The organism is Streptomyces sp. NPDC056479 (genome assembly GCF_042795335.1).
GTDB lineage: Bacteria > Actinomycetota > Actinomycetes > Streptomycetales > Streptomycetaceae > Streptomyces.
Window position 1 is genome coordinate 593,352 of record NZ_JBHTRZ010000002.1, and the last position, 17,792, is coordinate 611,143.

Consider the following 17,792-nt stretch of genomic DNA (forward strand, 5'->3'; position numbering starts at 1 on the left):
AGGGGGGGGGGGGGGGGGGGGGGGGGGGGGGGGGGGGGGGGGGGGGGGGGGGGGTGTGGGGGGGGGGGGGGGGGGTGGGTTTTCCCCCCCCCCCCCTCCCCCCCCACGCCGTGACCACGAAGAGAGCGGGAGAGAGTACGACGGCGTGAAGTCAGCGGGAGAGCCGGTCCGGCCGCGGTTGCGCCACCGTGTCGCCGCGTCGGACCCCGGCCTGCTGAGGCTGGCGGCGGGCCTGCGCGCGGCGGGCTCGATCGCCCTCTCCGTCGCCGTGCTCGCCCTGCTGGGCACCGATGTGACCCATCTGGTGGCGGGGGCGCTGGCGGCGATGGTCTCCACCTTCGCCATCCGGGAGAAGCAGCGCGAACAGCAGGCGGTCACGCTCGCCCTGGGACTTCCGGTGGCGCTGGCGTCCATGACCCTGGCGGCGGCGCTGCACAGCAACGTCCTGGCCGGGGACCTGGTCTTCGTCACGCTCATCTTCTGTGCCGTCTACGGCCGCCGGTTCGGCGAACGCGGCACCGCACTCGGCCTGATCGGTTTCCAGATCTACTTCGTGTCCCTCTTCGTCGGCGCCACCGTGAGCGACCTGCCCGCGCTGTTCCGCTCGGTCGCCGTGGCCTTCGCGTGCAGCGCCGTGGTGCGTTTCCTGCTCGTCTTCGAGACACCGACGGGAGTGCTCCAGCGGCTGCGCGAGGCCTTCCGTGCCCGCCTGGCCCAGCTGCTGTCCGCCCAGCTCGACCTGCTCGACGCCGGTCCCGAGGAGGCGGACCGGGCCCTGGAGCACGTACGCGAGGGCACCGCGCGCCTGCATGAGACGGCACTGCTGATCCAGGGCCGGCTGGACGCCGGGGCCGCCGACCAGGCCCTGGCCCGGCTCGTGCAACGCCGTGTCGCGGACGCCGAGATCGCCGCGGAGCGCCTGGGACTGTCGCTGCTGCGCGCACGCGGTGCCGAGCGGGTGGACACGCTGGCCCTGCATCTGCCGGGGGCGCCCGTCCCCTCGGGCGGGCGCCAGCCCGTACAGGACGCGGCGACCGCGACCCTGCGCCGGGACCTCGACGCGCTGCGGCTGCTCGTCCTGCGCCCCGTCGCCGCCGGAGCCTCGGTGTCCCACCTGCGCAACCGGCTGCTCGGCTACCGCGACGAGGAGAACCTGCCGGTCGCCCCGCCCCCCGTGCAGGACGTCTTCCGGGCCGTCGGCGAGACCGCTCGTGCCGTGCTCGGGCTGCGCATCGCGCTCGGCGGGGCCCAGGACGAGTCGGACGACTCCCCGGCCACCGCCCGTTCCCGCGAGGAGCTGGACGCGGAGGACGCCGTGCTCGACGCCGAGGAGGAGGCCCCCACCGAGGAGCCGGGCGGACTGCAGCGGCCCACCACCCGGGCCGCCGTGCAGGTGGCCGTGGGGTCGGCGCTGGCCATGGTCGGCGGTGAGCTGCTGTCCCGCGACCGCTGGTACTGGGCGGTGCTGACCTGCTGGATCGTGTTCCTCAACACCGCTTCCACCGGCGAGATCCTGGTCAAGGGCTATCGCCGGCTGCTGGGCACCGTGCTCGGCGTGCTGGCCGGAATCGTGCTGGCGGGCGCCGTAGGACACCACACCTGGACGGCGTTCGTGCTGGTGCTGCTGTTCGTCTTCGCGGTGTTCTACTCGGCGCCGCTGTCCTACACGCTGTCGTCGTTCTTCGTGACGGCTGCGCTGGGGCTGCTCTACACCCTGCTGCACACCTACAGCCTCTCGGTGCTCGTGCTGCGCATCGAGGAGACGGCGCTGGGCGCGGCCTGCGGAGTGATCGCGGCGGCCTTCGTGCTGCCGGTGCAGACGGACCGCCGCACCAACGAACTCCTCGCCACCGTGCTGGAACATCTCGGCAACGTCACCCGCAGCGCCGTCGAACAGCTCAGCGGCGGGCCGCCGGTCGAACTGCTCGACGAATCGCGCGACCTGGACCAGGCACTGGCCGACCTGCGGGCCGCCATCCAGCCGCTCACGCATCCGGTGACACCGCTGCGGGCCCGGCGGGAGACCGCCCGCTATGTCGTGGCCCTGCTGGAGACGTGCGCCTACCACGCGAGGACGCTGGCGGCGACCGCCGAGCTGCTGCCCACCCATCCCTCGATCGCGGCGGATCCCCGGCTGCGCCGCGCCGCGGGTCGCATCACGCACAACCTCGACGCGATCACCGCGCACGTCACCGACGAACATGCCAAGGATGAGATCGAGACCGGACCGAGCATCGCCTCCCTGCTGGGACCGACGAGCCCCGGCGCACCGCGCTACGGCCGGGTCACCGATCGCGTCCTGCGGCACCTGCAACGCCTCGACGAGGGCGTGACCGGTCTGGCCCGACCCCTCGGCGTGCCCGTGCGGGCGCCGGAAGGATGACCGCACGTCGGGCCGATAACTGGGTACGCGGAACTCATGACCGATGTCGTGGACTCAGACGAACTGCTGCGACGGATGCAGCGCGCCAGGGCCTGTGCCCGGCAGGAGGAGCGGACATGGCGGGCACGGAGCGAGACCCTGAGGGCGACCGACCCGGAGGCGGCCCGCGACGCCGGCGTACGGACGCTGGCCTTCGAGACCGTGATCGCGGTCCTGGACGAGATCCTGACCCCGGGCAGGCACGCCGAGCGGACCTGAAAGCCGCCTCCGGGACGCGCACCGGAGATCGGCACCTGAAACCCGCAGCCCAGCGAAACCGGTCACGTACCCCGGTCTCGGTTACGCGCGATCCCCCTAGATGGTTTACGGTTCATCCATACGTGGTCTCGGGGTAGACAGCATCCGTCCCCCCTGCACCACCATCTACGGCCCTGGCTGGCCTCCCCCGTCCAGCCAGGGCTTTTTCATGCCCTCGACGACCTGTGGGCAAGAATCCGCCGGTAATCACCCTCCGCCGAGGTGCTCAGGGCGGCGGCAGCCGCTGAAATGGACGCAGGGAACGCACCGGAACCTCAGTCCTCGGCGAGGAGCCCCGTGTCATGACCAAAGCGATCAAACTGCTCACCGCCCTTCCGCCGCCGCAGCGCGGGCACCTGATGTCGCTGGCCCAGGAGGTCTCCTTCCCGGAGGACGCCCGGATCTTCGAGCCGGGCGGCACGGCCGACCGCTTCTGGGTGATCCGCTCGGGCGCCGTCTCCCTCGACCAGCGCCTGTCGTCGCTGCAGCGGGTCACCGTCGCCAGCCTCGGCGCGGGCGATCTGCTCGGGTGGTCCTGGCTGTTCCCCCCGTTCCAGTGGGACTTCGGCGCGGAGGCGTTCAGCCCGGTGCGCGCCTACGAGTTCGACGCGGCTGCGGTCCTGCGGCTGTGCGAGGAGGATCCCGAACTCGGTCTGACGCTGGTGCGGCACGTCGCCGAAATCCTCGCGTACCGGCTGGAGATGACCCGGGGCAAGCTGATGGAGCAGTACCGGCAGCACCGGCGCAGCGTGCTCTGAGCGTCAGACGCGATAGCGCCGCAGGGCGGGCACCGCGGCGGCCAGCCCCAGCATGAGGACGACGACCAGCAGGCCGCCGCCCACGGTCGCCGTACGGGCCCCGAAGGCCGAGCCCGCCGTGCCGTGCAGGACGTCGGCGAGACGCGGGCCGCCCGCGACCACGACCGTGAAGACGCCCTGCATCCGACCGCGCATCTCGTCGCTGGCGGCGGACAGCAGGATCGCCCCGCGGAAGACCATGGAGACCATGTCGGCGACCCCGGCGAGGGCCAGGAACATCACCGCGAGCCACAGACTGCCGCTCAGCCCGAAACCGGTGATGGCGGCGCCCCAGACGACGACCGCGCCGATCACCATCCAGCCGTGCCGGCGGGCCCGGGAGAACGTGCCGGAGAACAGCCCGCCGGCCACCGCGCCGATCGGGATCGCCGCGAACAGCAGCCCGAGGGCGAGCCCTTCGCCGTACGACGCGTAGGTCTGGCCGGCCAGTTGGGGGAACAGGGCGCGGGGCATGCCGAAGACCATCGCGATGATGTCGGCCAGGAAGGACAGCAACAGCACCTTGTGCAGGGCGATGTAGCGGAAGCCCGCGGCGATCTCGCGTACGCCCGCGCGGCGTTGCACGGCGGCAGCCAGGGGCGGAAGCGCGGGCAGCCGTACGACCGCCCACACCGTGACGCACAGGGCGAGCGCGTCGATGAGGTACAGCTCGGCCAGGCCGATGACGGGTATGAGGACGCCCGCCAGCAACGGGCCCAGCACCTGGCCGGTCTGCATGACGGTCGAGCCGAGGGCGTTGGCGGCGGCCAGTTCACCGGCCGGCACCAGGCGGGCGATGGAGGCGTTGCGGGCGGGGGCGTTGATCCCCCAGAACGCCTGCTGCACGGCGAGCAGCACCATCAGCACCGCCACCGACTCCAGCCCGGTGACGGCCTGGAGCCAGAACAGCAGCGAGGTCACCGCGATGCCGCTGTTGGTGATCAGCAGCAGCTTGCGGCGGTCCATGCTGTCGGCGATGGCCCCGCCCCACAGGGCGAACACCGCGAGCGGCAGCAGTCCGGCGAGGCTGGCGGCTCCGACCCAGGCCGAGGACCCGGTGATGTCGTAGACCTGCTTGGGCACGGCGACCGCGGTGAGCTGGCTGCCGACGGCCGTGACGATGGTCGAGGACCACAGGCGGCGGTAGGCCGGGCGGCGCAGCGGCCGGGTGTCCATGGCCCAGCGACGCCAGCCGCGTCGCCGGGGCGGCACCGGGGAGGGGTCCTTCTCCCGGGGATCGGTCTCCTGGGGATCGGTACTGCTCTCGCTGGTGTCCACGCGCTTCCTGGATGCTCGTTACATCTTTCTCGTCGGGGATCACTATGGCAGCACCGGCCGGGCGTTCGGACGGGCGTCTCAGCTTCCGGCGATGAGGGAGGCGCCGAGGGCGATCATCGTCACGGCGATCACTCCGTCCAGGACGCGCCAGGCGACGGGCTTGGCGAGGTGACGGCTCAGCAGCCGGGCCCCGAAGCCGAGCGCCGCGAACCAGCACAGGCTGGCGAGCACGGCCCCGATTCCGAACGTCCAGCGCAGCGGTCCGCGGTCGGCGGCGATCGTGCCGAGCAGGAAGACGGTGTCGAGGTAGACGTGCGGGTTGAGCCAGGTCATGGCGAGGCAGGTCAGCACCGCCCGCCGCCGTGACCCCGCCGCGTCGCCGTCCGTGAGCAGCGCGCCGCCCGGCTTGAAGACCCGGCGTGCGGCGAGGACGCCGTAGCAGAGCAGGAACGCCCCGCCGATCCACGCGACCGCCGTCAGCACTCCCGGCCACGCCACGACCAGCGCGCCGACGCCGGCCACGCCCAGGGTGATCAGAAGGGCGTCGGACAGGGCGCAGATGCCGACGACGGCGAGGACCGCGTCACGGCGGATCCCCTGGCGCAGGACGAAGGCGTTCTGCGCACCGATGGCGACGATCAGGGAGAGGCCCGTGCCGAATCCGGCGGCGGCGGTGGTCAAGGCGTTTGTCATGCCATTGACGCTAAGGAAGCGATCTCTTGACGTACAGCTAAAGATTCTTACGTATCTTTAGCAGATATGAAGACAGAGCTGACCGAGCTTCCTCTCGACCAGGTGCGGACGCTGCTGGCGGTGGTGGACGAGGGCACCTTCGACGCGGCGGCCGCCGCGCTGCATGTGACGCCGTCGGCGGTGAGCCAGCGGGTGAAGGCGCTGGAGCAGCGCACGGGGCGGGTGCTGCTGGTGCGGACGAAGCCGGTGCGGGCGACCGAGTCGGGCGGGGTCGTCGTCCGGTTCGCCCGCCAGCTCGCCCGGCTGGAGCGCGACGCCCGTGCCGAACTGGGGCTGAGCGGAGCGGGGGACGCGACCCCGGTGTCGATCGCGGTCAACGCCGACTCGCTGGCCACGTGGTTCCTGGCGGCGCTCACCCGTGTACCCGAGGAGCCGCGGCTCTGCTTCGAGCTGCGCCGGGAGGACGAGAGCCGTACGGCGACGCTGCTGCGCGAGGGGCTGGTGATGGCGGCGGTGACCTCGTCACCGGACGCGGTGGCGGGCTGTTCGGTGCGTCCGCTGGGCCGGATGCGCTATCTGGCCGCTGCCAGCCCGGAGTTCACCGAGCGGCATCTCGGCGGCTCGCTGGGGGACGCGCTCGTGCGGGCGCCGGTGATGACCTTCGACCGCAGCGACGACCTCCAGGACGCCTTCGTCCGCAGGCTGCGGCGCACCCGCACGGGCGCGAGTGCGGTACGGCACCAGGTGCCCACCTCGGAGGGCTTCCTGTCGTCCGTGGTCGCGGGACTCGGCTGGGGCCTGCTCCCCGAGGCCCAGGCGGAACCGCACCTGCGGGCGGGCCGCCTGGTGCAGCTCGCCCCGGACCGCCCGGTCGATGTCCCGCTGTACTGGCAGCAGTGGAAGCTGGACTCGCCCGCGCTGGCGGCGGTGACCGAGGCGGTGACGGCGACGGCGGCCCAGGCACTGCGCGGCTGAGCGCGCCGGAGGACCGTCCTGCGGCGCCGCAGACAGTCAGCGGGGCGCCGCGAGCCGGCCGGCGGCACTGTCCAGCAGCATCTCCAGTGCCGTCGGATACGCGCTGTTCACCATCCGCGCCGCCAGCAGCGTGGCCGCCTCGGCGATCCGAGGATGCGTCGTGCGAGGCAGCCGCGCATACGTCGACCGCCACATGTCCTCGTCGGCGCGCAGCGCATCGCTCGGCAGCGCCAGCGACGCCGCGTCGAGCGCCGCGAAGGCAAGCGTCTGGTCGATGAAGGCGTGGTAGATGCGGACGGTTTCCGGCAACGGGAACCCGGCCCCGCGCAGGATGTCCAGGACGGCCTCGTCGGCGGCGAGTTCGTTGGCCCGGCCGGTGACCCGGCTGGTGGTCAGCACGGCGGCCTGCGGATGGGCCAGGTACGCGGCGTGGATGCGCAGGCCGACGGCGCGCAGGTCCGCACGCCACTCCCCCGTCGGCTCCCAGCCCTCGAGCGCCTGGCCCATGAGGGCGTCGCCGATGGCCAGGATCAGTTCGTCCATGCCGCGGAAGTACCGGTACAGCGTGCTCGGGTCGGCGTCCAGGGCCAGGCCGAGACGGCGGGCGGTCAGGCCGGCGCTGCCGTGCTCGCGCAGCATGCGCAACGCCGTGTCGACTATCAGCCGCTCCGACAGCACGGTGCCACTCTTGGTGGGACGACGCCGACGCCGCTTTTCCTCCGGTACGACCGGTTTCGGCATCGCGTCCTCCATTCTTATGCCAACGCCATTGACCTTACGTGACGGGACGGCGTTGTATCACCGGCGGGGCCCCACCACGTCGTAGACCTTTCAGTGGACCTTCAGTCGAGGGAGACTTGTCATGCGTGTACTGCTCGTGGGCGCCGGCGGGGTGGGTACCGCCGTCACCCGGATCGCCGCCCGGCGTCCGTTCTTCGAGGCGATGGTGGTCGCCGACTACGACCCCGCGCGTGCCGAGGCGGCCGTCGCGGCCCTCGGCGGTGACGCCCGCTTCCTGGCGGAGCGCGTCGACGCGAGCGACGAGGCGGCGGTGACCGCGCTGCTGCAGCGGCACGCCTGCGACGTGCTCCTCAACGCCACCGACCCGCGCTTCGTGATGCCGCTGTTCCAGGCCGCGCGCACGGCCGGGGCCACATATGTCGACATGGCGATGTCGCTGTCGCGGCCGCATCCGGAGCGGCCGTACGAGGAGTGCGGGGTCAAGCTGGGCGATGCCCAGTTCGAGCAGGCGGCCGACTGGGAGAAGGCGGGCGCGCTGGCGCTGGTCGGCATGGGCGTGGAGCCGGGTCTGTCGGACGTCTTCGCCCGGTACGCCGCCGATGAGCTGTTCGACGAGATCGGGGAGATCGGCATCCGGGACGGCGCCAACCTCACCGTGGACGGCTATGACTTCGCGCCGTCCTTCAGCATCTGGACCACGATCGAGGAGTGCCTCAATCCGCCGGTGGTCTACGAGAGCGGGCGCGGCTGGTTCACCACGGAGCCCTTCAGCGAGCCGGAGGTGTTCGACTTCCCCGAGGGCATCGGTCCGGTCGAGTGTGTGAACGTGGAGCACGAGGAGGTGCTGCTGGTCCCGCGCTGGGTCGACGCGCGCCGGGTGACGTTCAAGTACGGCCTGGGCGAGGAGTTCGTCAGCACGCTGAAGACGCTGCACCTGCTGGGCCTGGACAGCACCGAGCCGGTGACCGTGCCCGGTGCCGAGGGGCCGGTGCGGGTCTCGCCCCGGGATGTCGTCGCCGCGTGCCTGCCCGACCCGGCGACACTGGGCGAGCGGATGCACGGCAAGACCTGCGCCGGCACCTGGGTGCGGGGCGTGAAGGACGGACAGCCGCGCGAGGTGTACCTGTACCACGTGGTCGACAACCAGTGGTCCATGGCGGAGTACGGCAGCCAGGCGGTGGTGTGGCAGACCGCCCTCAACCCGGTCGTCGCGCTCGAACTCCTCGCCAGCGGCGCCTGGTCGGGCGCGGGTGTGCTGGGCCCGGAGGCCTTCCCGGCCCGGCCCTTCCTGGACCTGCTCACCGCGTACGGCTCCCCGTGGGGCATGCGGGAACAGTGACCGGATCTGCCGGGATCCAACGGGGTTTCACTTGCGCATCGACAGGCGACTCGAAAACGAGTAGTGCATCCCACGAGGGCACGTTCGACGATCGCAGGTGACTTTGATGAACGACTGGCGAAACCAGGCCGCCTGTCGCCATGAGGACCCCGACCTCTTCTACCCGATCGGCACATCGGGACCGACGGTGCTCCAGACGGAACAGGCGAAGGCCGTCTGCCGGCGCTGCTCGGTCCGGGACCAGTGTCTGCGCTGGGCGCTGGACATGGACCAGTTCATCGGGATCTGGGGTGGCAAGAGCGAGGCCGAGCGAAGGGCGCTGCGGCAGCGGGCCGGGTGATTGCCCGCTCTCGCGGCCGCCCGGCTCACTCCGGCGCCGCGGCGGCCGGCAGCCGCAGCGTGAACACCGAACCGGCTCCGGGCTCGCTCGCCGCCTCGACCGTGCCGTCGTGCGCGGCGACCAGGTGCCGCACGATCGGCAGACCCAGCCCGCTGCCTCCGGTACGCCGGCTGCGGGACTTCTCCGCACGCCAGAACCGGTCGAAGACATACGGCAGGTCTGCGGGGTCGATACCGGTGCCCGTGTCGGTGACGTCGAGGACGACGTCGTCTCCGTCGCGCCGGACGGCGAGCGTCACCGTGCCGTCGGCCGGAGTGTGGCGCAGGGCGTTGGAGACGAGGTTGCCGAGCGCCTGGCGCATCCGGACAGGGTCGGCATCCAGCCAGGGCGTGCCGTCCGCCGTGGTGCGCAGGGTGACGCCGGCCGTGTCGGCGGCGACGCGGTGGGCGGCGGCGACCTGGTCGAGGAGTTCGTCGGCGCGGACGGGCTCGCGGTGCAGGCGCAGTGTGCCGGCGTCGGCGGCGGCCAGGTCCTGCAGGTCGTCGATGACGCGCTGGAGGACGAGGGCCTCCTCGTGCAGGGACGCGAGCAGCGCGGGATCCGGGTCGACGAGGCCGTCCCGGGTGACCTCCAGCCAGCCGCGGATATTGGTCAGCGGGGTGCGCAGTTCATGGGCGACATCGCTGACCATCGCCTTGCGCTGGGCCTCCAACCGCTCCCGGCGCTCGGAGAGTTCGTTGAAGGCCGAGGCGAGGATGCCGGTCTCGTCGCGGGTGGTGACGGGGACCCGCACATGCAGTTCGGGCGGCTGCTGGGCCGCCTCCGTCAGTGCCCGCAGCGGGCGGACGAGCCGGGTGGCGACGACGGCCGTCACGGCCACGGTGACGGCCAGGACGAGTCCGGCGGCGCCGACGACCTTGGCCTTGTTGGCCGGTGACATGTCGAACCGGACGGCGGAGGTTTCCCCGCCGCCCAGGTACAGCTCGGCCACGGGGGCGACGTACGGGTCGAGCTGGGCGCGGCGTGCCTCGTCGACGCAGCGGTCCGCCTCGCGCAGCGCCGCCCGGTCGCCGGCCCTGACCGTCTTGCCCATGAGGTAGCGGGTGCCGAGTTGCTTCTCGGTCACGTCGACCGCGACGAATGCGTCCGAGCCGCTCAGTCCGTGCCGTTCGAGACAGCCGCGGGCGCGCTCGTTCAGGTCGGACAGGGCCTTTTCCTCGGTCGGCGTGGGAGTGTTGAGCAGTCCGTCGGCGCACTCGTCGGGCACGACTCCGCCCGCGACGGGTCCGTCGTGGTCGGTGACGACCGGCCGGCCGCTCGGCGTCTGCACGACGGTGGCCTCGTAGCCGTTGCGGGCGAAGCACCGCTGCCGCAGATCGGCGAGCTTCTCCAGCCGGGCCCGCTCCTGGTCGGTCACGCGGTACGGGCCCACGACACGCGGATCGACTCCGCCCCGCTGCGCTCCCCGCTCCGTGTAGGTGTCGATGTGCAGGGGATCGACCGTGGCGGCGGCGCGCGGTGGCAGCGAGGTGCCGCGCGGCGCCGAGTCGGTGATGGTCCGGCGGTCGGTGGTGGTGAGGGCGATCCGGCGACCGGTCCGCGCGGACAGCTCACGGACCGTCTCCTCGACCCCCTTCCAGTCGGCGTGGGTGGCGGCATGACCGCTGAGCCGGGCGAGGACGTCCATGTCCTCGGCGAGGACCTGTCCCTGTTCCTCCCGCAGCGCCCGGGTGGTGGTCTCCACCGCCAGCCAGGCCGTCGCCGCCACCGAACACACGGCGATCAGCACCGAGGCGATCAGCAGCCGGACCAGCAGACGCTTGCGCAGCGGTATCCGGGCGGTCATCCGCGGCCTCCACTGAGCTTGTAGCCGACGCCGAAGACGGTCAGCAGCCGCGCGGGCCTGCGCGGGTCGGCCTCGACCTTCTTGCGCAGGTTCATGATGTGGACATCGACGGCCCGTTCGGTGGAGGCCCGGTCGGTGCCCCGGGTGCACTCCAGCAACTGCCGCCGGGAGAAGACCCGTTCGGGTTCGGCGACCATGGCCAGCAGGATCTCGAACTCGGCGGGCGTGCACTCCACCGCCGCCCCGTCGCACCGCACCTCGTGCCGTACGGGGTCGACGGCGATGCCCGCCGCGCGTACGACGGGCTCCTCCCGCCGCCCGGTGGCCCGCCCGCTGCGGCGCAGCACCGTACGGATGCGGGCCATCAGCTCGCGCGGGCTGTACGGCTTGGTCATGTAGTCGTCGGCGCCGAGTTCGAGACCGAGCAGCACATCGTCCTCGGCCGAGCGGGCCGTCAGCATCAGCACCGGGACGTCGTCGTCCCGGCGCAGCACCCGGCACACCCCGAAGCCGTCGATCACCGGCAGCATGAGGTCCAGCACCACCAGGTCGGGCCGCTGCCGCCGGACCGCGTCCAGGGCGGCGGGCCCGTCGTGGACCACGGTGGCGGTGTGACCCTCCGCCAGCAGGGTGCGGCGGATGAGTTCGGCCTGCATCTCATCGTCCTCGGCGACCAGCACATGTGCGCACACGCGGCGGAATCCTAAGCGGCCCGGGTTTCAGCGGGCCAGCGAGCCGGCGTCGCCCATGACGACGACGGGATGCCGGTCGGGGTCGAGTGCGAGCAGCAGTTCCCTCATGTGCTCGCGCGCGATGCTGACGCAGCCCTGCGTGGGCCCGCCGTGGTCGACGTGCAGCCATATGCCGCCGCCGCGTCCGGCGCCGAGCGGGCGGGTCCAGTCGAGGGGGGACTTGCCGGGCTCACGGTTGTAGTCGATGGCGATCACGTAGTCGAAGGAGCCCGCGAGGGGCTCGCCCTCGAAGCCGCTGCCGGTCGCGGTGAATCCGACGCCGTGGTCGTACGGCAGTCTGCTGCCGGGGTCGCGCCGCAGGCCTCCGGCGTCCGTGAGCGTGAAGACGCCGATGGGCGAACGCAGATCACCGGCGCGGTGCCGCTCGGTCCAGCCGCGCAGGGCGTTGTGGGCGGGCCACTCGGCGCCGGCCTCCCAGCCGGTGTCGGTGCGCTCGTACAGGACGACCGTGGACCGTGCGGAGTTCCTGCCCTGTCCGGTCACCACGACCGCCTGCCGGGCCTCGGAGGGCACTTTCGCCCAGGTGCCGGGGCCCAGGCCCGGCAGTTGCTGCGGGGCCGCTTCGAGGGCGATGTCGGGCATGGGCTTACCGGTCGTGGGCCTGACGGCGGCGGGTTCGTGGTCCGGCGTCGCCGCGGCACCGACGCCGCAGCCGGTCATCAGCAGCGACGCGGCCAGCAGGGCGACACGGGGCTTGTACGTGATCATGAGTCGACCCTGACCGACACTTGTGAGGAACTCGTCAGGACCGACGGGTTGCCCGCCGCACCGAGAGCACACACCCGAGAACTCGCACCCGAGAAGGGCCCGGCCATGAGCGTTCGTATCCGTCGCGTCTACGAAGCACCCGAGCCCGAGGACGGAGTGCGCGTCCTGGTCGACCGGCTGTGGCCGCGCGGTCTGTCGAAGGACGCGGCGCGGGTGGACGAGTGGCCCAAGGGGCTCACCCCGTCCACCGAGCTGCGGCGTTGGTATCACGCGGGTGAGGCGTCCTACGAGGAGTTCGCGGGCCGTTACGGTGCGGAGCTGGCCGAGCCCGAGGCGGCCGAACTCGTCGGTCATGTGCGGGAGCTGGCGAGCAAGGGCGAAGTGACGCTGCTGACCGCGTCGAAGTCCCCCGAGGAGAGTCACGCCGCGGTGCTGGCCCGTCTCCTCCAGGCGTGAGGAGACGGGCCGCACACCACGGTCAGGCCGTCTGCCGCGCCGCCGCCCGGCCCGCCGCCCGGCCCGAGAACAGACAGCCGCCGAGGAAGGTGCCCTCCAGGGCGTTGTAGCCGTGGACACCGCCGCCGCCGAAACCGGCGACCTCGCCCGCCGCGTACAGACCGTCGATGGGCGTGCCGTCGGCTCCGAGCGCGCGGGAGTCGAGGTCGGTCTGGACGCCGCCGAGGGTCTTGCGGGTCAGGACGTGCAGCTTGACGCCGATCAGCGGGCCGGCCGCAGGGTCGAGGATGCGGTGCGGGGTGGCGACGCGGCCGAGACGGTCGCCGATGTAGCGGCGGGCGTTGCGGATGCCCTGCACCTGGGCGTCCTTGCTGTAGGGGTTGGCGATCTGCAGGTCGCGGGCCTCGATCTGGCGCCGGATGCCCTCCGCGTCGAGGAGCGGTTTGTCCGTCAACTGGTTCATCTTGCCGACCAGTTGCTCCAGGTTGGAGGCGGTCACGAAGTCCGCGCCGTTGCGCAGGAACGCTGAAACGGGTCCAGGGGCGCCCTTGCCGAGCACCCGCTCCTTGAGGAACCCGGCGCGGTCCTTGGCGGTGATGTCGGGGTTCTGCTCGGAGCCCGAGAGCGCGAACTCCTTCTCGATGATCTTCTGGGTGAGGATGAACCAGGAGTGGTCGTGGTCGGCGATGTCCGCGTCGGTGCGCAGGTGCTTGAGCGTGCCGAGGGTGTCGTAGCCCGGCAGGCAGGGGTCGGGCAGGCGGCGGCCGAGGGCGTCGAACCACATGGAGGACGGTCCGGGCAGGATGCGGATGCCGTGGCCGGGCCAGATCGGGTCCCAGTTCTGCAGGCCCTCGGTGTAGTGCCACATGCGGTCGCGGTTGACCAGCCGTACGCCCGCCCGGTCGCTGATGTCGAGCATCCGCCCGTCGACGTAGGCGGGGACGCCGGTGACCATCTCGGTGGGCGCGGTGCCGAGGCGCTCGGGCCAGTGGCGGCGGACGATGTCGTGGTTGGCGCCGATGCCGCCGGAGGTGACGATCACGGCCTGGGCGGTGAGCTCGAACTCTCCGACCTGGTCGCGGTTGGAGGCGACGCCCCGGGGCGAGTGGTCCTCGGCCAGGACCGTGCCGCGCACGCCGCGCGCCGCGCCGTCCTCGATGACCAGCTCGTCGACCTGGTACCGGTGGTAGAAGGTGAGCAGCCCGTCGCTCTGGGCCTGCTTGGCGTACCGGACGAACGGCTCCACGACGCCGGTGCCGGTGCCCCAGGCGATGTGGAACCGGGGCACGGAGTTGCCGTGGCCGTCGGCACGCAGGTCGCCGCGCTCGGCCCAGCCCACCGTCGGCAGGAACTTGATGCCGTGCGTGTCCAGCCAGGCCCGCTTCTCGCCCGCCGCGAACTCGACGTACGCACGCGCCCAGCGCACCGCCCAGGAGTCCTCGTCGTCCGCCCGGTCGAACTGGGCGCTGCCCTGCCAGTCGTTCCAGGCCAGGTCGAGGGAGTCCTTGATGCCCAGGCGCCGCTGCTCCGGGGAGTCGACGAGGAAGAGCCCGCCGAAGGACCAGAAGGCCTGCCCGCCGAGGTTGGCGGCGTTCTCCTGGTCCACCAGCGCGACCCTGCGGCCCCGGCTGGTCAGTTCGCTCGCGGCGACCAGGCCCGCGAGTCCCGCTCCGACGACGATGACGTCGGCATCCATGGCGACCGTCCCTTCCTCATGTCCTCATCGGGTGGTGTCGCTGCCGTCGGTGAGCAGCGCGGTGAGCAGTTGCCCCAGCCACTCCCGAGCGTGCTCGACGTCCTTGTCCAGCAGCAGTTGGGTGGTGACTCCGTCGTACGCGGCGACGACCGCGCGGGCTGCGCCGTCGATGTCGCCGAGGACGGCGGGCAGTTCGGTGTGACCCGCCGCGCGGGCGAGCCGTTCGGCGATGGCCCCGCGCAGCCGGGCGCGATGCTCCAGCAGGGTCTGCGCGACGGCCGGGTGGCGGGCGGCGTGCACCAGGAAGTCCGTCTTCACCAGCAGCCAGTCGCGGTCCAGCAGCAGCACGTCGGTCACCCGGTCCACGGCGGCCGGCACGTCCAGGTCCGGACCGTCCAGGGCGAGCGCTCCGGACACCTGCTCCGCGATCACGTCGGCGCGCTCCCCGTAGAGAGCGAAGAACAGCTCGTCCAAGCTGTCGAAGTTGGAGTAGAAGGCGCCCCTGCTGTACCCGGCGGCCTCACAGACCTCCTCGATGGAGACGCGGCCGAACCCCTTGGCGGCGAACACGGCGAACGCGGCGTCGAGGAGATTGGCCCGCGTGCGGACGCGACGCCTGGTGACGCGCTTGGTCGTTTCCTGGACCGTCATGCCGGCACCTCCGTTCGATACGTGAATGTATCCGATACAGCAATGTATCCAAAGAGCCGGAACGTACGAAGAAATTGATGGGAACAGATTTTCGATTCACGGGTACGCTGAAAGCATGGCCACGCACCTCCAGGGCTCCCTGTTCGATCAGACCGACGAGCTGCGGCTCGGCTCCCTCCCCGGGATCCGCCGCACCCGGCTCGCGCATGGCGCATGGATCGACGTCCTGCCCGGCTGGCTCAGCGGGGCCGACGCGTTGTTCGAAGCGCTGGCCGGCGAGGTCCCCTGGCGTGCCGAACGGCGCACGATGTACGACCACGTGGTCGACGTACCGCGACTGCTCGCCTTCTACGGCGCCGACGACGCACTGCCGCACCCCGTCCTCGCCGAGGCCCGGGACACGCTGTCCGCGCACTACGCCGAGGAACTGGGCGAGCCGTTCACGACGGCGGGGCTCTGCTACTACCGCGACGGCCGGGACAGTGTCGCCTGGCACGGGGACCGGATCGGGCGGGGCGCCCGCGAGAACACCATGGTCGCGATCCTCTCCGTGGGCGCGCCCCGGGATCTGCTGCTGCGCCCGATGCGGGGCGGTGGCGAGACGGTGCGCCGGCCGCTGGGGCACGGCGACCTCATCGTGATGGGCGGCTCCTGCCAGCGGACCTGGGAGCACTCGATACCGAAGACCACACGCGCCACGGGACCGCGCATCAGCGTGCAGTTCCGCCCGCACGGCGTGCACTGAGGCGGAGAGGCGGCCGCTTCGGGCGCACGCGGGGGCTGCCTCCGGCGGACGGTGCCGGAGGCAGCCCTTCCTCTGGGCGAAGCCCCGCCGCGCCTCCACACTGGTCCGGATGAGCGCCCAGACGCAGCTCCCGGCCACCGCTCCCCGTCGCGGCGAACTCGACACGCTGCGCGTCCTGGTCGTCCTCGGTCTGGTCTTCTTCCACTCCTCGCTGGTGTTCTCGCCGGACGACGACTTCTACGTCAAGAACACGCAGACGACCGAGGCCGTCACCGTGCTCGCCGGGTTCGGGGTCGTGTGGGCGATGCCCATGCTGTTCCTCGTCGCCGGGCTCGGCTCCCGCCACTCGATCCGCCGGCGCGGATCCGCGTCCTTCGCCCGGGAGCGCCTGCTGCGCCTGGGCGTTCCGCTGGTCTTCGGCACGCTCTTCCTGTGCCCGCTCCCCCAGTGGCTGCGGCTGCGGGCCGCCGACCCGGGCTACGACGAGTCGTACTGGCGTTTCTGGCCCCGCTTCCTCACGGTCCACCTGGACGCGGCCGACTTCCCCTTCATCCTTGCCGGGGAGCACTTCGAGACGGGCCATCTGTGGTTCGTCGTGCTCCTGCTCACCTTCAGCCTGCTCCTCGCCCCGGTCGCGGCGCCGCTGGCGGCACGGGCGGAGGCGGTGGGGCAGACGGTCGAGCGGCGCCCTGCCCTGCTGCTCCTGCCCCTCCTCCTGGTCGCCGTGATCAACGCGTTCCTGGGCATGGAGGAGGGTTTCGCGGGCTGGAACCGCTGGGCCTACCTGGTGTTCTTCGTCTTCGGCCACACCCTCGCCGACGACGCGCGCGTGCGTGCCGCGCTGCGCAGGCTCGCCGTGCCGGTGGGCGTGGCCGGGCTCGTGCTGTTCGCGGGAACCGCGCCCGGGTTCGTCTCGCTGGACGACCCGTTCACCGACGGGAGCCCGTTCGCGCTGGTGACGCGGGCCGTGTTCGGGGCGGCGGGCTGGTGCTGGGTCATGGCGATCCTCGGGCTGCTGGACCGGCCGCGCGAGGCCCGGGCGCCGTCACGGGCGATGGTCTACCTCGGGATCGCCGCGCTGCCCCTGTACGTGCTGCACCAGCCGGTGGTGGTCGCGCTGGCGTACGGCGTGGTGGGCCGGCCGGCGCCGATCGTGGTCGAGTACGCGGTGATCGTGACCGGTTCACTGGTGGTGATCCTCGCCCTGTACGAGGGTGTGGTGCGCAGAACGCGGCTGACGAGGTTCCTGTTCGGGATGCGTCCCGACCCACCGGTCACACCGTCACGTTGATCTGCTTTGCTGTGTCCGTCGGGCACAGACCTCACCACGCGGGACGATCATGCGGGCAGATGTGCAGCAAGTCGCGGACGGCACCTATCTGGTGCACGGCAGCAACACGAACTGGGTGATCCTGACCGAGGGGGACGCGGTCACGCTGATCGACACCGGCTATCCCGGGGACCGGCCGAAGCTGCTCGCCTCGCTGGCGGAGGTGGGCAGCTCACCGGAGGCGGTCACGGCCGTACTGATCACGCACGCGCACACCGACCACCTGGGCAACGCCGAGTACCTGCGCACCACGTACGCCACGCCGATATACCTCCACGAGGCCGAAGTGCCGCACGCCCGGCGGGAGTTCCTGCACCAGGTGAACGTCGGGACGGTCCTGCGCAACGGCTGGCGGCCGGGTGTCCTGCCCTGGGCGATCCACGCGATCCGATCCGGCGGCACCGCGCACGTCCCGGTGACCTCCCCCGAGGCGTTCCCGTCGGCCGGCCCGCTGGATCTGCCCGGCCGCCCCGTGCCGGTGCACACGCCCGGCCACACCGACGGCCACTGCGCCTTCCACCTCCCGGACGCCGGTGTGGTGATCGCGGGCGACGCGCTGGTGAGCGGGCACCCCACCTCGCGGATCAAGGGGCCGCAGCTGCTGCCGGACATGTTCCACCACGAGCGGGCGAAGGCCGTGGCGTCGCTGGCCGTGTTCGAAGGCCTCAAGGGCGACGTACTCCTGCCCGGACACGGGCCGCTGCACCGGGGCCCGGTGCGGGAAGCTGCTCTTCAGGCCCGGGAGCGCGCCCTTTAGGGTGAGCT

At 72.0% G+C, this 17,792-nt stretch carries 18 protein-coding genes; 10 read left to right on the forward strand and 8 right to left on the reverse strand.

All coding sequences use genetic code 11. The features are described 5' to 3' along the window. Positions 1-145: 145 nt before the first annotated feature. The 3 genes from ACFQ6S_RS08875 to ACFQ6S_RS08885 all read left to right on the forward strand — a co-directional run bounded on the left by ACFQ6S_RS08875 (position 146) and on the right by ACFQ6S_RS08885 (position 3,438). Positions 146-2,383 carry an FUSC family protein gene (locus ACFQ6S_RS08875; protein WP_383405263.1) on the forward strand — a complete coding sequence of 746 codons (2,238 nt, stop codon included), beginning with the start codon at positions 146-148 and terminating at the stop codon, positions 2,381-2,383. Positions 2,384-2,419: 36 nt separating this feature from the next. Further along, complete coding sequence (locus ACFQ6S_RS08880) at positions 2,420-2,641, forward strand: hypothetical protein (RefSeq protein ID WP_383405265.1); 222 nt, start codon at positions 2,420-2,422, stop codon at positions 2,639-2,641. A gap of 341 nt (positions 2,642-2,982) precedes the next feature. Beyond that, positions 2,983-3,438 carry a cyclic nucleotide-binding domain-containing protein gene (locus tag ACFQ6S_RS08885; protein WP_383405267.1) on the forward strand — a complete coding sequence of 152 codons (456 nt, stop codon included), beginning with the start codon at positions 2,983-2,985 and terminating at the stop codon, positions 3,436-3,438. Positions 3,439-3,441: 3 nt separating this feature from the next. Here the strand turns inward: ACFQ6S_RS08885 and ACFQ6S_RS08890 are convergent, their stop codons facing one another. After that, positions 3,442-4,755 carry an MFS transporter gene (locus ACFQ6S_RS08890; protein WP_383405269.1) on the reverse strand — a complete coding sequence of 438 codons (1,314 nt, stop codon included), beginning with the start codon at positions 4,753-4,755 and terminating at the stop codon, positions 3,442-3,444. A gap of 78 nt (positions 4,756-4,833) precedes the next feature. Then, positions 4,834-5,448: a LysE/ArgO family amino acid transporter gene (locus ACFQ6S_RS08895; protein ID WP_383405271.1), complete on the reverse strand. Its 615-nt coding sequence runs from the start codon at positions 5,446-5,448 to the stop codon at positions 4,834-4,836. A 66-nt stretch (positions 5,449-5,514) separates the two neighbouring features. On the opposite strand from ACFQ6S_RS08895, the gene ACFQ6S_RS08900 reads away from it, so the two are divergent. After that, the gene (locus ACFQ6S_RS08900; RefSeq protein ID WP_383405273.1) at positions 5,515-6,423 is read left to right on the forward strand and encodes a LysR family transcriptional regulator ArgP; all 909 of its coding nucleotides are present in this window, start codon (positions 5,515-5,517) and stop codon (positions 6,421-6,423) included. A gap of 36 nt (positions 6,424-6,459) precedes the next feature. On the opposite strand, the gene ACFQ6S_RS08905 is transcribed toward ACFQ6S_RS08900, so the two are convergent. After that, on the reverse strand, positions 6,460-7,164 hold the full coding sequence (locus ACFQ6S_RS08905) for a TetR/AcrR family transcriptional regulator (protein WP_383405275.1): 705 nt from the start codon (positions 7,162-7,164) through the stop codon (positions 6,460-6,462). A gap of 121 nt (positions 7,165-7,285) precedes the next feature. Here ACFQ6S_RS08905 and ACFQ6S_RS08910 point away from each other — a divergent pair, with 121 nt between their 5' ends. Then, the gene (locus ACFQ6S_RS08910) at positions 7,286-8,503 is read left to right on the forward strand and encodes a saccharopine dehydrogenase family protein (RefSeq protein ID WP_383405276.1); all 1,218 of its coding nucleotides are present in this window, start codon (positions 7,286-7,288) and stop codon (positions 8,501-8,503) included. Positions 8,504-8,609: 106 nt separating this feature from the next. Beyond that, positions 8,610-8,843, forward strand: coding sequence for a WhiB family transcriptional regulator (locus ACFQ6S_RS08915; RefSeq protein ID WP_383405278.1), 234 nt, complete (start codon positions 8,610-8,612; stop codon positions 8,841-8,843). A 25-nt stretch (positions 8,844-8,868) separates the two neighbouring features. On the opposite strand, the gene ACFQ6S_RS08920 is transcribed toward ACFQ6S_RS08915, so the two are convergent. Genes ACFQ6S_RS08920 through ACFQ6S_RS08930 form a run of 3 tightly spaced genes read right to left on the reverse strand, consistent with a single transcriptional unit; the run spans position 8,869 to position 12,149 of the window. Beyond that, the gene (locus ACFQ6S_RS08920; RefSeq protein ID WP_383405280.1) at positions 8,869-10,689 is read right to left on the reverse strand and encodes an ATP-binding protein; all 1,821 of its coding nucleotides are present in this window, start codon (positions 10,687-10,689) and stop codon (positions 8,869-8,871) included. Continuing rightward, positions 10,686-11,381 carry a response regulator gene (locus tag ACFQ6S_RS08925; protein ID WP_383405282.1) on the reverse strand — a complete coding sequence of 232 codons (696 nt, stop codon included), beginning with the start codon at positions 11,379-11,381 and terminating at the stop codon, positions 10,686-10,688. The genes ACFQ6S_RS08920 and ACFQ6S_RS08925 overlap by 4 nt, the downstream gene beginning before the upstream one ends. Before the next feature lie 27 nt (positions 11,382-11,408). Then, positions 11,409-12,149 (reverse strand): hypothetical protein, encoded by a 741-nt coding sequence (locus ACFQ6S_RS08930; protein WP_383405284.1) that lies wholly within the window; start codon positions 12,147-12,149, stop codon positions 11,409-11,411. A gap of 105 nt (positions 12,150-12,254) precedes the next feature. On the opposite strand from ACFQ6S_RS08930, the gene ACFQ6S_RS08935 reads away from it, so the two are divergent. After that, positions 12,255-12,605 (forward strand): DUF488 domain-containing protein, encoded by a 351-nt coding sequence (locus tag ACFQ6S_RS08935; protein WP_383405286.1) that lies wholly within the window; start codon positions 12,255-12,257, stop codon positions 12,603-12,605. A 22-nt stretch (positions 12,606-12,627) separates the two neighbouring features. Here ACFQ6S_RS08935 and ACFQ6S_RS08940 read toward each other — a convergent pair whose 3' ends face one another. Continuing rightward, entirely contained in the window at positions 12,628-14,301 is a 1,674-nt protein-coding gene (locus ACFQ6S_RS08940) for an FAD-binding dehydrogenase (protein ID WP_383405288.1), read from the reverse strand. A 24-nt stretch (positions 14,302-14,325) separates the two neighbouring features. After that, positions 14,326-14,952, reverse strand: a complete 627-nt coding sequence (locus tag ACFQ6S_RS08945; RefSeq protein WP_383405290.1) for a TetR/AcrR family transcriptional regulator — start codon at positions 14,950-14,952, stop codon at positions 14,326-14,328. A gap of 115 nt (positions 14,953-15,067) precedes the next feature. On the opposite strand from ACFQ6S_RS08945, the gene ACFQ6S_RS08950 reads away from it, so the two are divergent. The 3 genes from ACFQ6S_RS08950 (at position 15,068) to ACFQ6S_RS08960 (ending at position 17,784) form a co-directional block, all read left to right on the forward strand. Further along, the gene (locus ACFQ6S_RS08950) at positions 15,068-15,697 is read left to right on the forward strand and encodes an alpha-ketoglutarate-dependent dioxygenase AlkB family protein (RefSeq protein ID WP_383405292.1); all 630 of its coding nucleotides are present in this window, start codon (positions 15,068-15,070) and stop codon (positions 15,695-15,697) included. A 109-nt stretch (positions 15,698-15,806) separates the two neighbouring features. Continuing rightward, positions 15,807-16,988 (forward strand): acyltransferase family protein, encoded by a 1,182-nt coding sequence (locus ACFQ6S_RS08955; protein ID WP_383405294.1) that lies wholly within the window; start codon positions 15,807-15,809, stop codon positions 16,986-16,988. Between the two features lie 49 nt (positions 16,989-17,037). Continuing rightward, positions 17,038-17,784, forward strand: coding sequence for an MBL fold metallo-hydrolase (locus tag ACFQ6S_RS08960; protein WP_383405296.1), 747 nt, complete (start codon positions 17,038-17,040; stop codon positions 17,782-17,784). Positions 17,785-17,792 lie beyond the last annotated feature (8 nt).

What these genes read in the sequence shown, in the direction of transcription:
- ACFQ6S_RS08930 (WP_383405284.1), bottom strand. Translation starts at nt 12,149, where the DNA reads ATGATCACGTACAAGCCCCGTGTCGCCCTGCTGGCCGCGTCGCTGCTG.
- ACFQ6S_RS08885 (WP_383405267.1), top strand. Translation starts at nt 2,983, where the DNA reads ATGACCAAAGCGATCAAACTGCTCACCGCCCTTCCGCCGCCGCAGCGC.
- ACFQ6S_RS08955 (WP_383405294.1), top strand. Translation starts at nt 15,807, where the DNA reads ATGAGCGCCCAGACGCAGCTCCCGGCCACCGCTCCCCGTCGCGGCGAA.
- ACFQ6S_RS08880 (WP_383405265.1), top strand. Translation starts at nt 2,420, where the DNA reads ATGACCGATGTCGTGGACTCAGACGAACTGCTGCGACGGATGCAGCGC.
- ACFQ6S_RS08960 (WP_383405296.1), top strand. Translation starts at nt 17,038, where the DNA reads ATGCGGGCAGATGTGCAGCAAGTCGCGGACGGCACCTATCTGGTGCAC.
- ACFQ6S_RS08935 (WP_383405286.1), top strand. Translation starts at nt 12,255, where the DNA reads ATGAGCGTTCGTATCCGTCGCGTCTACGAAGCACCCGAGCCCGAGGAC.
- ACFQ6S_RS08915 (WP_383405278.1), top strand. Translation starts at nt 8,610, where the DNA reads ATGAACGACTGGCGAAACCAGGCCGCCTGTCGCCATGAGGACCCCGAC.
- ACFQ6S_RS08905 (WP_383405275.1), bottom strand. Translation starts at nt 7,164, where the DNA reads ATGCCGAAACCGGTCGTACCGGAGGAAAAGCGGCGTCGGCGTCGTCCC.
- ACFQ6S_RS08945 (WP_383405290.1), bottom strand. Translation starts at nt 14,952, where the DNA reads ATGACGGTCCAGGAAACGACCAAGCGCGTCACCAGGCGTCGCGTCCGC.
- ACFQ6S_RS08900 (WP_383405273.1), top strand. Translation starts at nt 5,515, where the DNA reads ATGAAGACAGAGCTGACCGAGCTTCCTCTCGACCAGGTGCGGACGCTG.
- ACFQ6S_RS08895 (WP_383405271.1), bottom strand. Translation starts at nt 5,448, where the DNA reads ATGACAAACGCCTTGACCACCGCCGCCGCCGGATTCGGCACGGGCCTC.
- ACFQ6S_RS08940 (WP_383405288.1), bottom strand. Translation starts at nt 14,301, where the DNA reads ATGGATGCCGACGTCATCGTCGTCGGAGCGGGACTCGCGGGCCTGGTC.
- ACFQ6S_RS08910 (WP_383405276.1), top strand. Translation starts at nt 7,286, where the DNA reads ATGCGTGTACTGCTCGTGGGCGCCGGCGGGGTGGGTACCGCCGTCACC.
- ACFQ6S_RS08950 (WP_383405292.1), top strand. Translation starts at nt 15,068, where the DNA reads ATGGCCACGCACCTCCAGGGCTCCCTGTTCGATCAGACCGACGAGCTG.
- ACFQ6S_RS08920 (WP_383405280.1), bottom strand. Translation starts at nt 10,689, where the DNA reads ATGACCGCCCGGATACCGCTGCGCAAGCGTCTGCTGGTCCGGCTGCTG.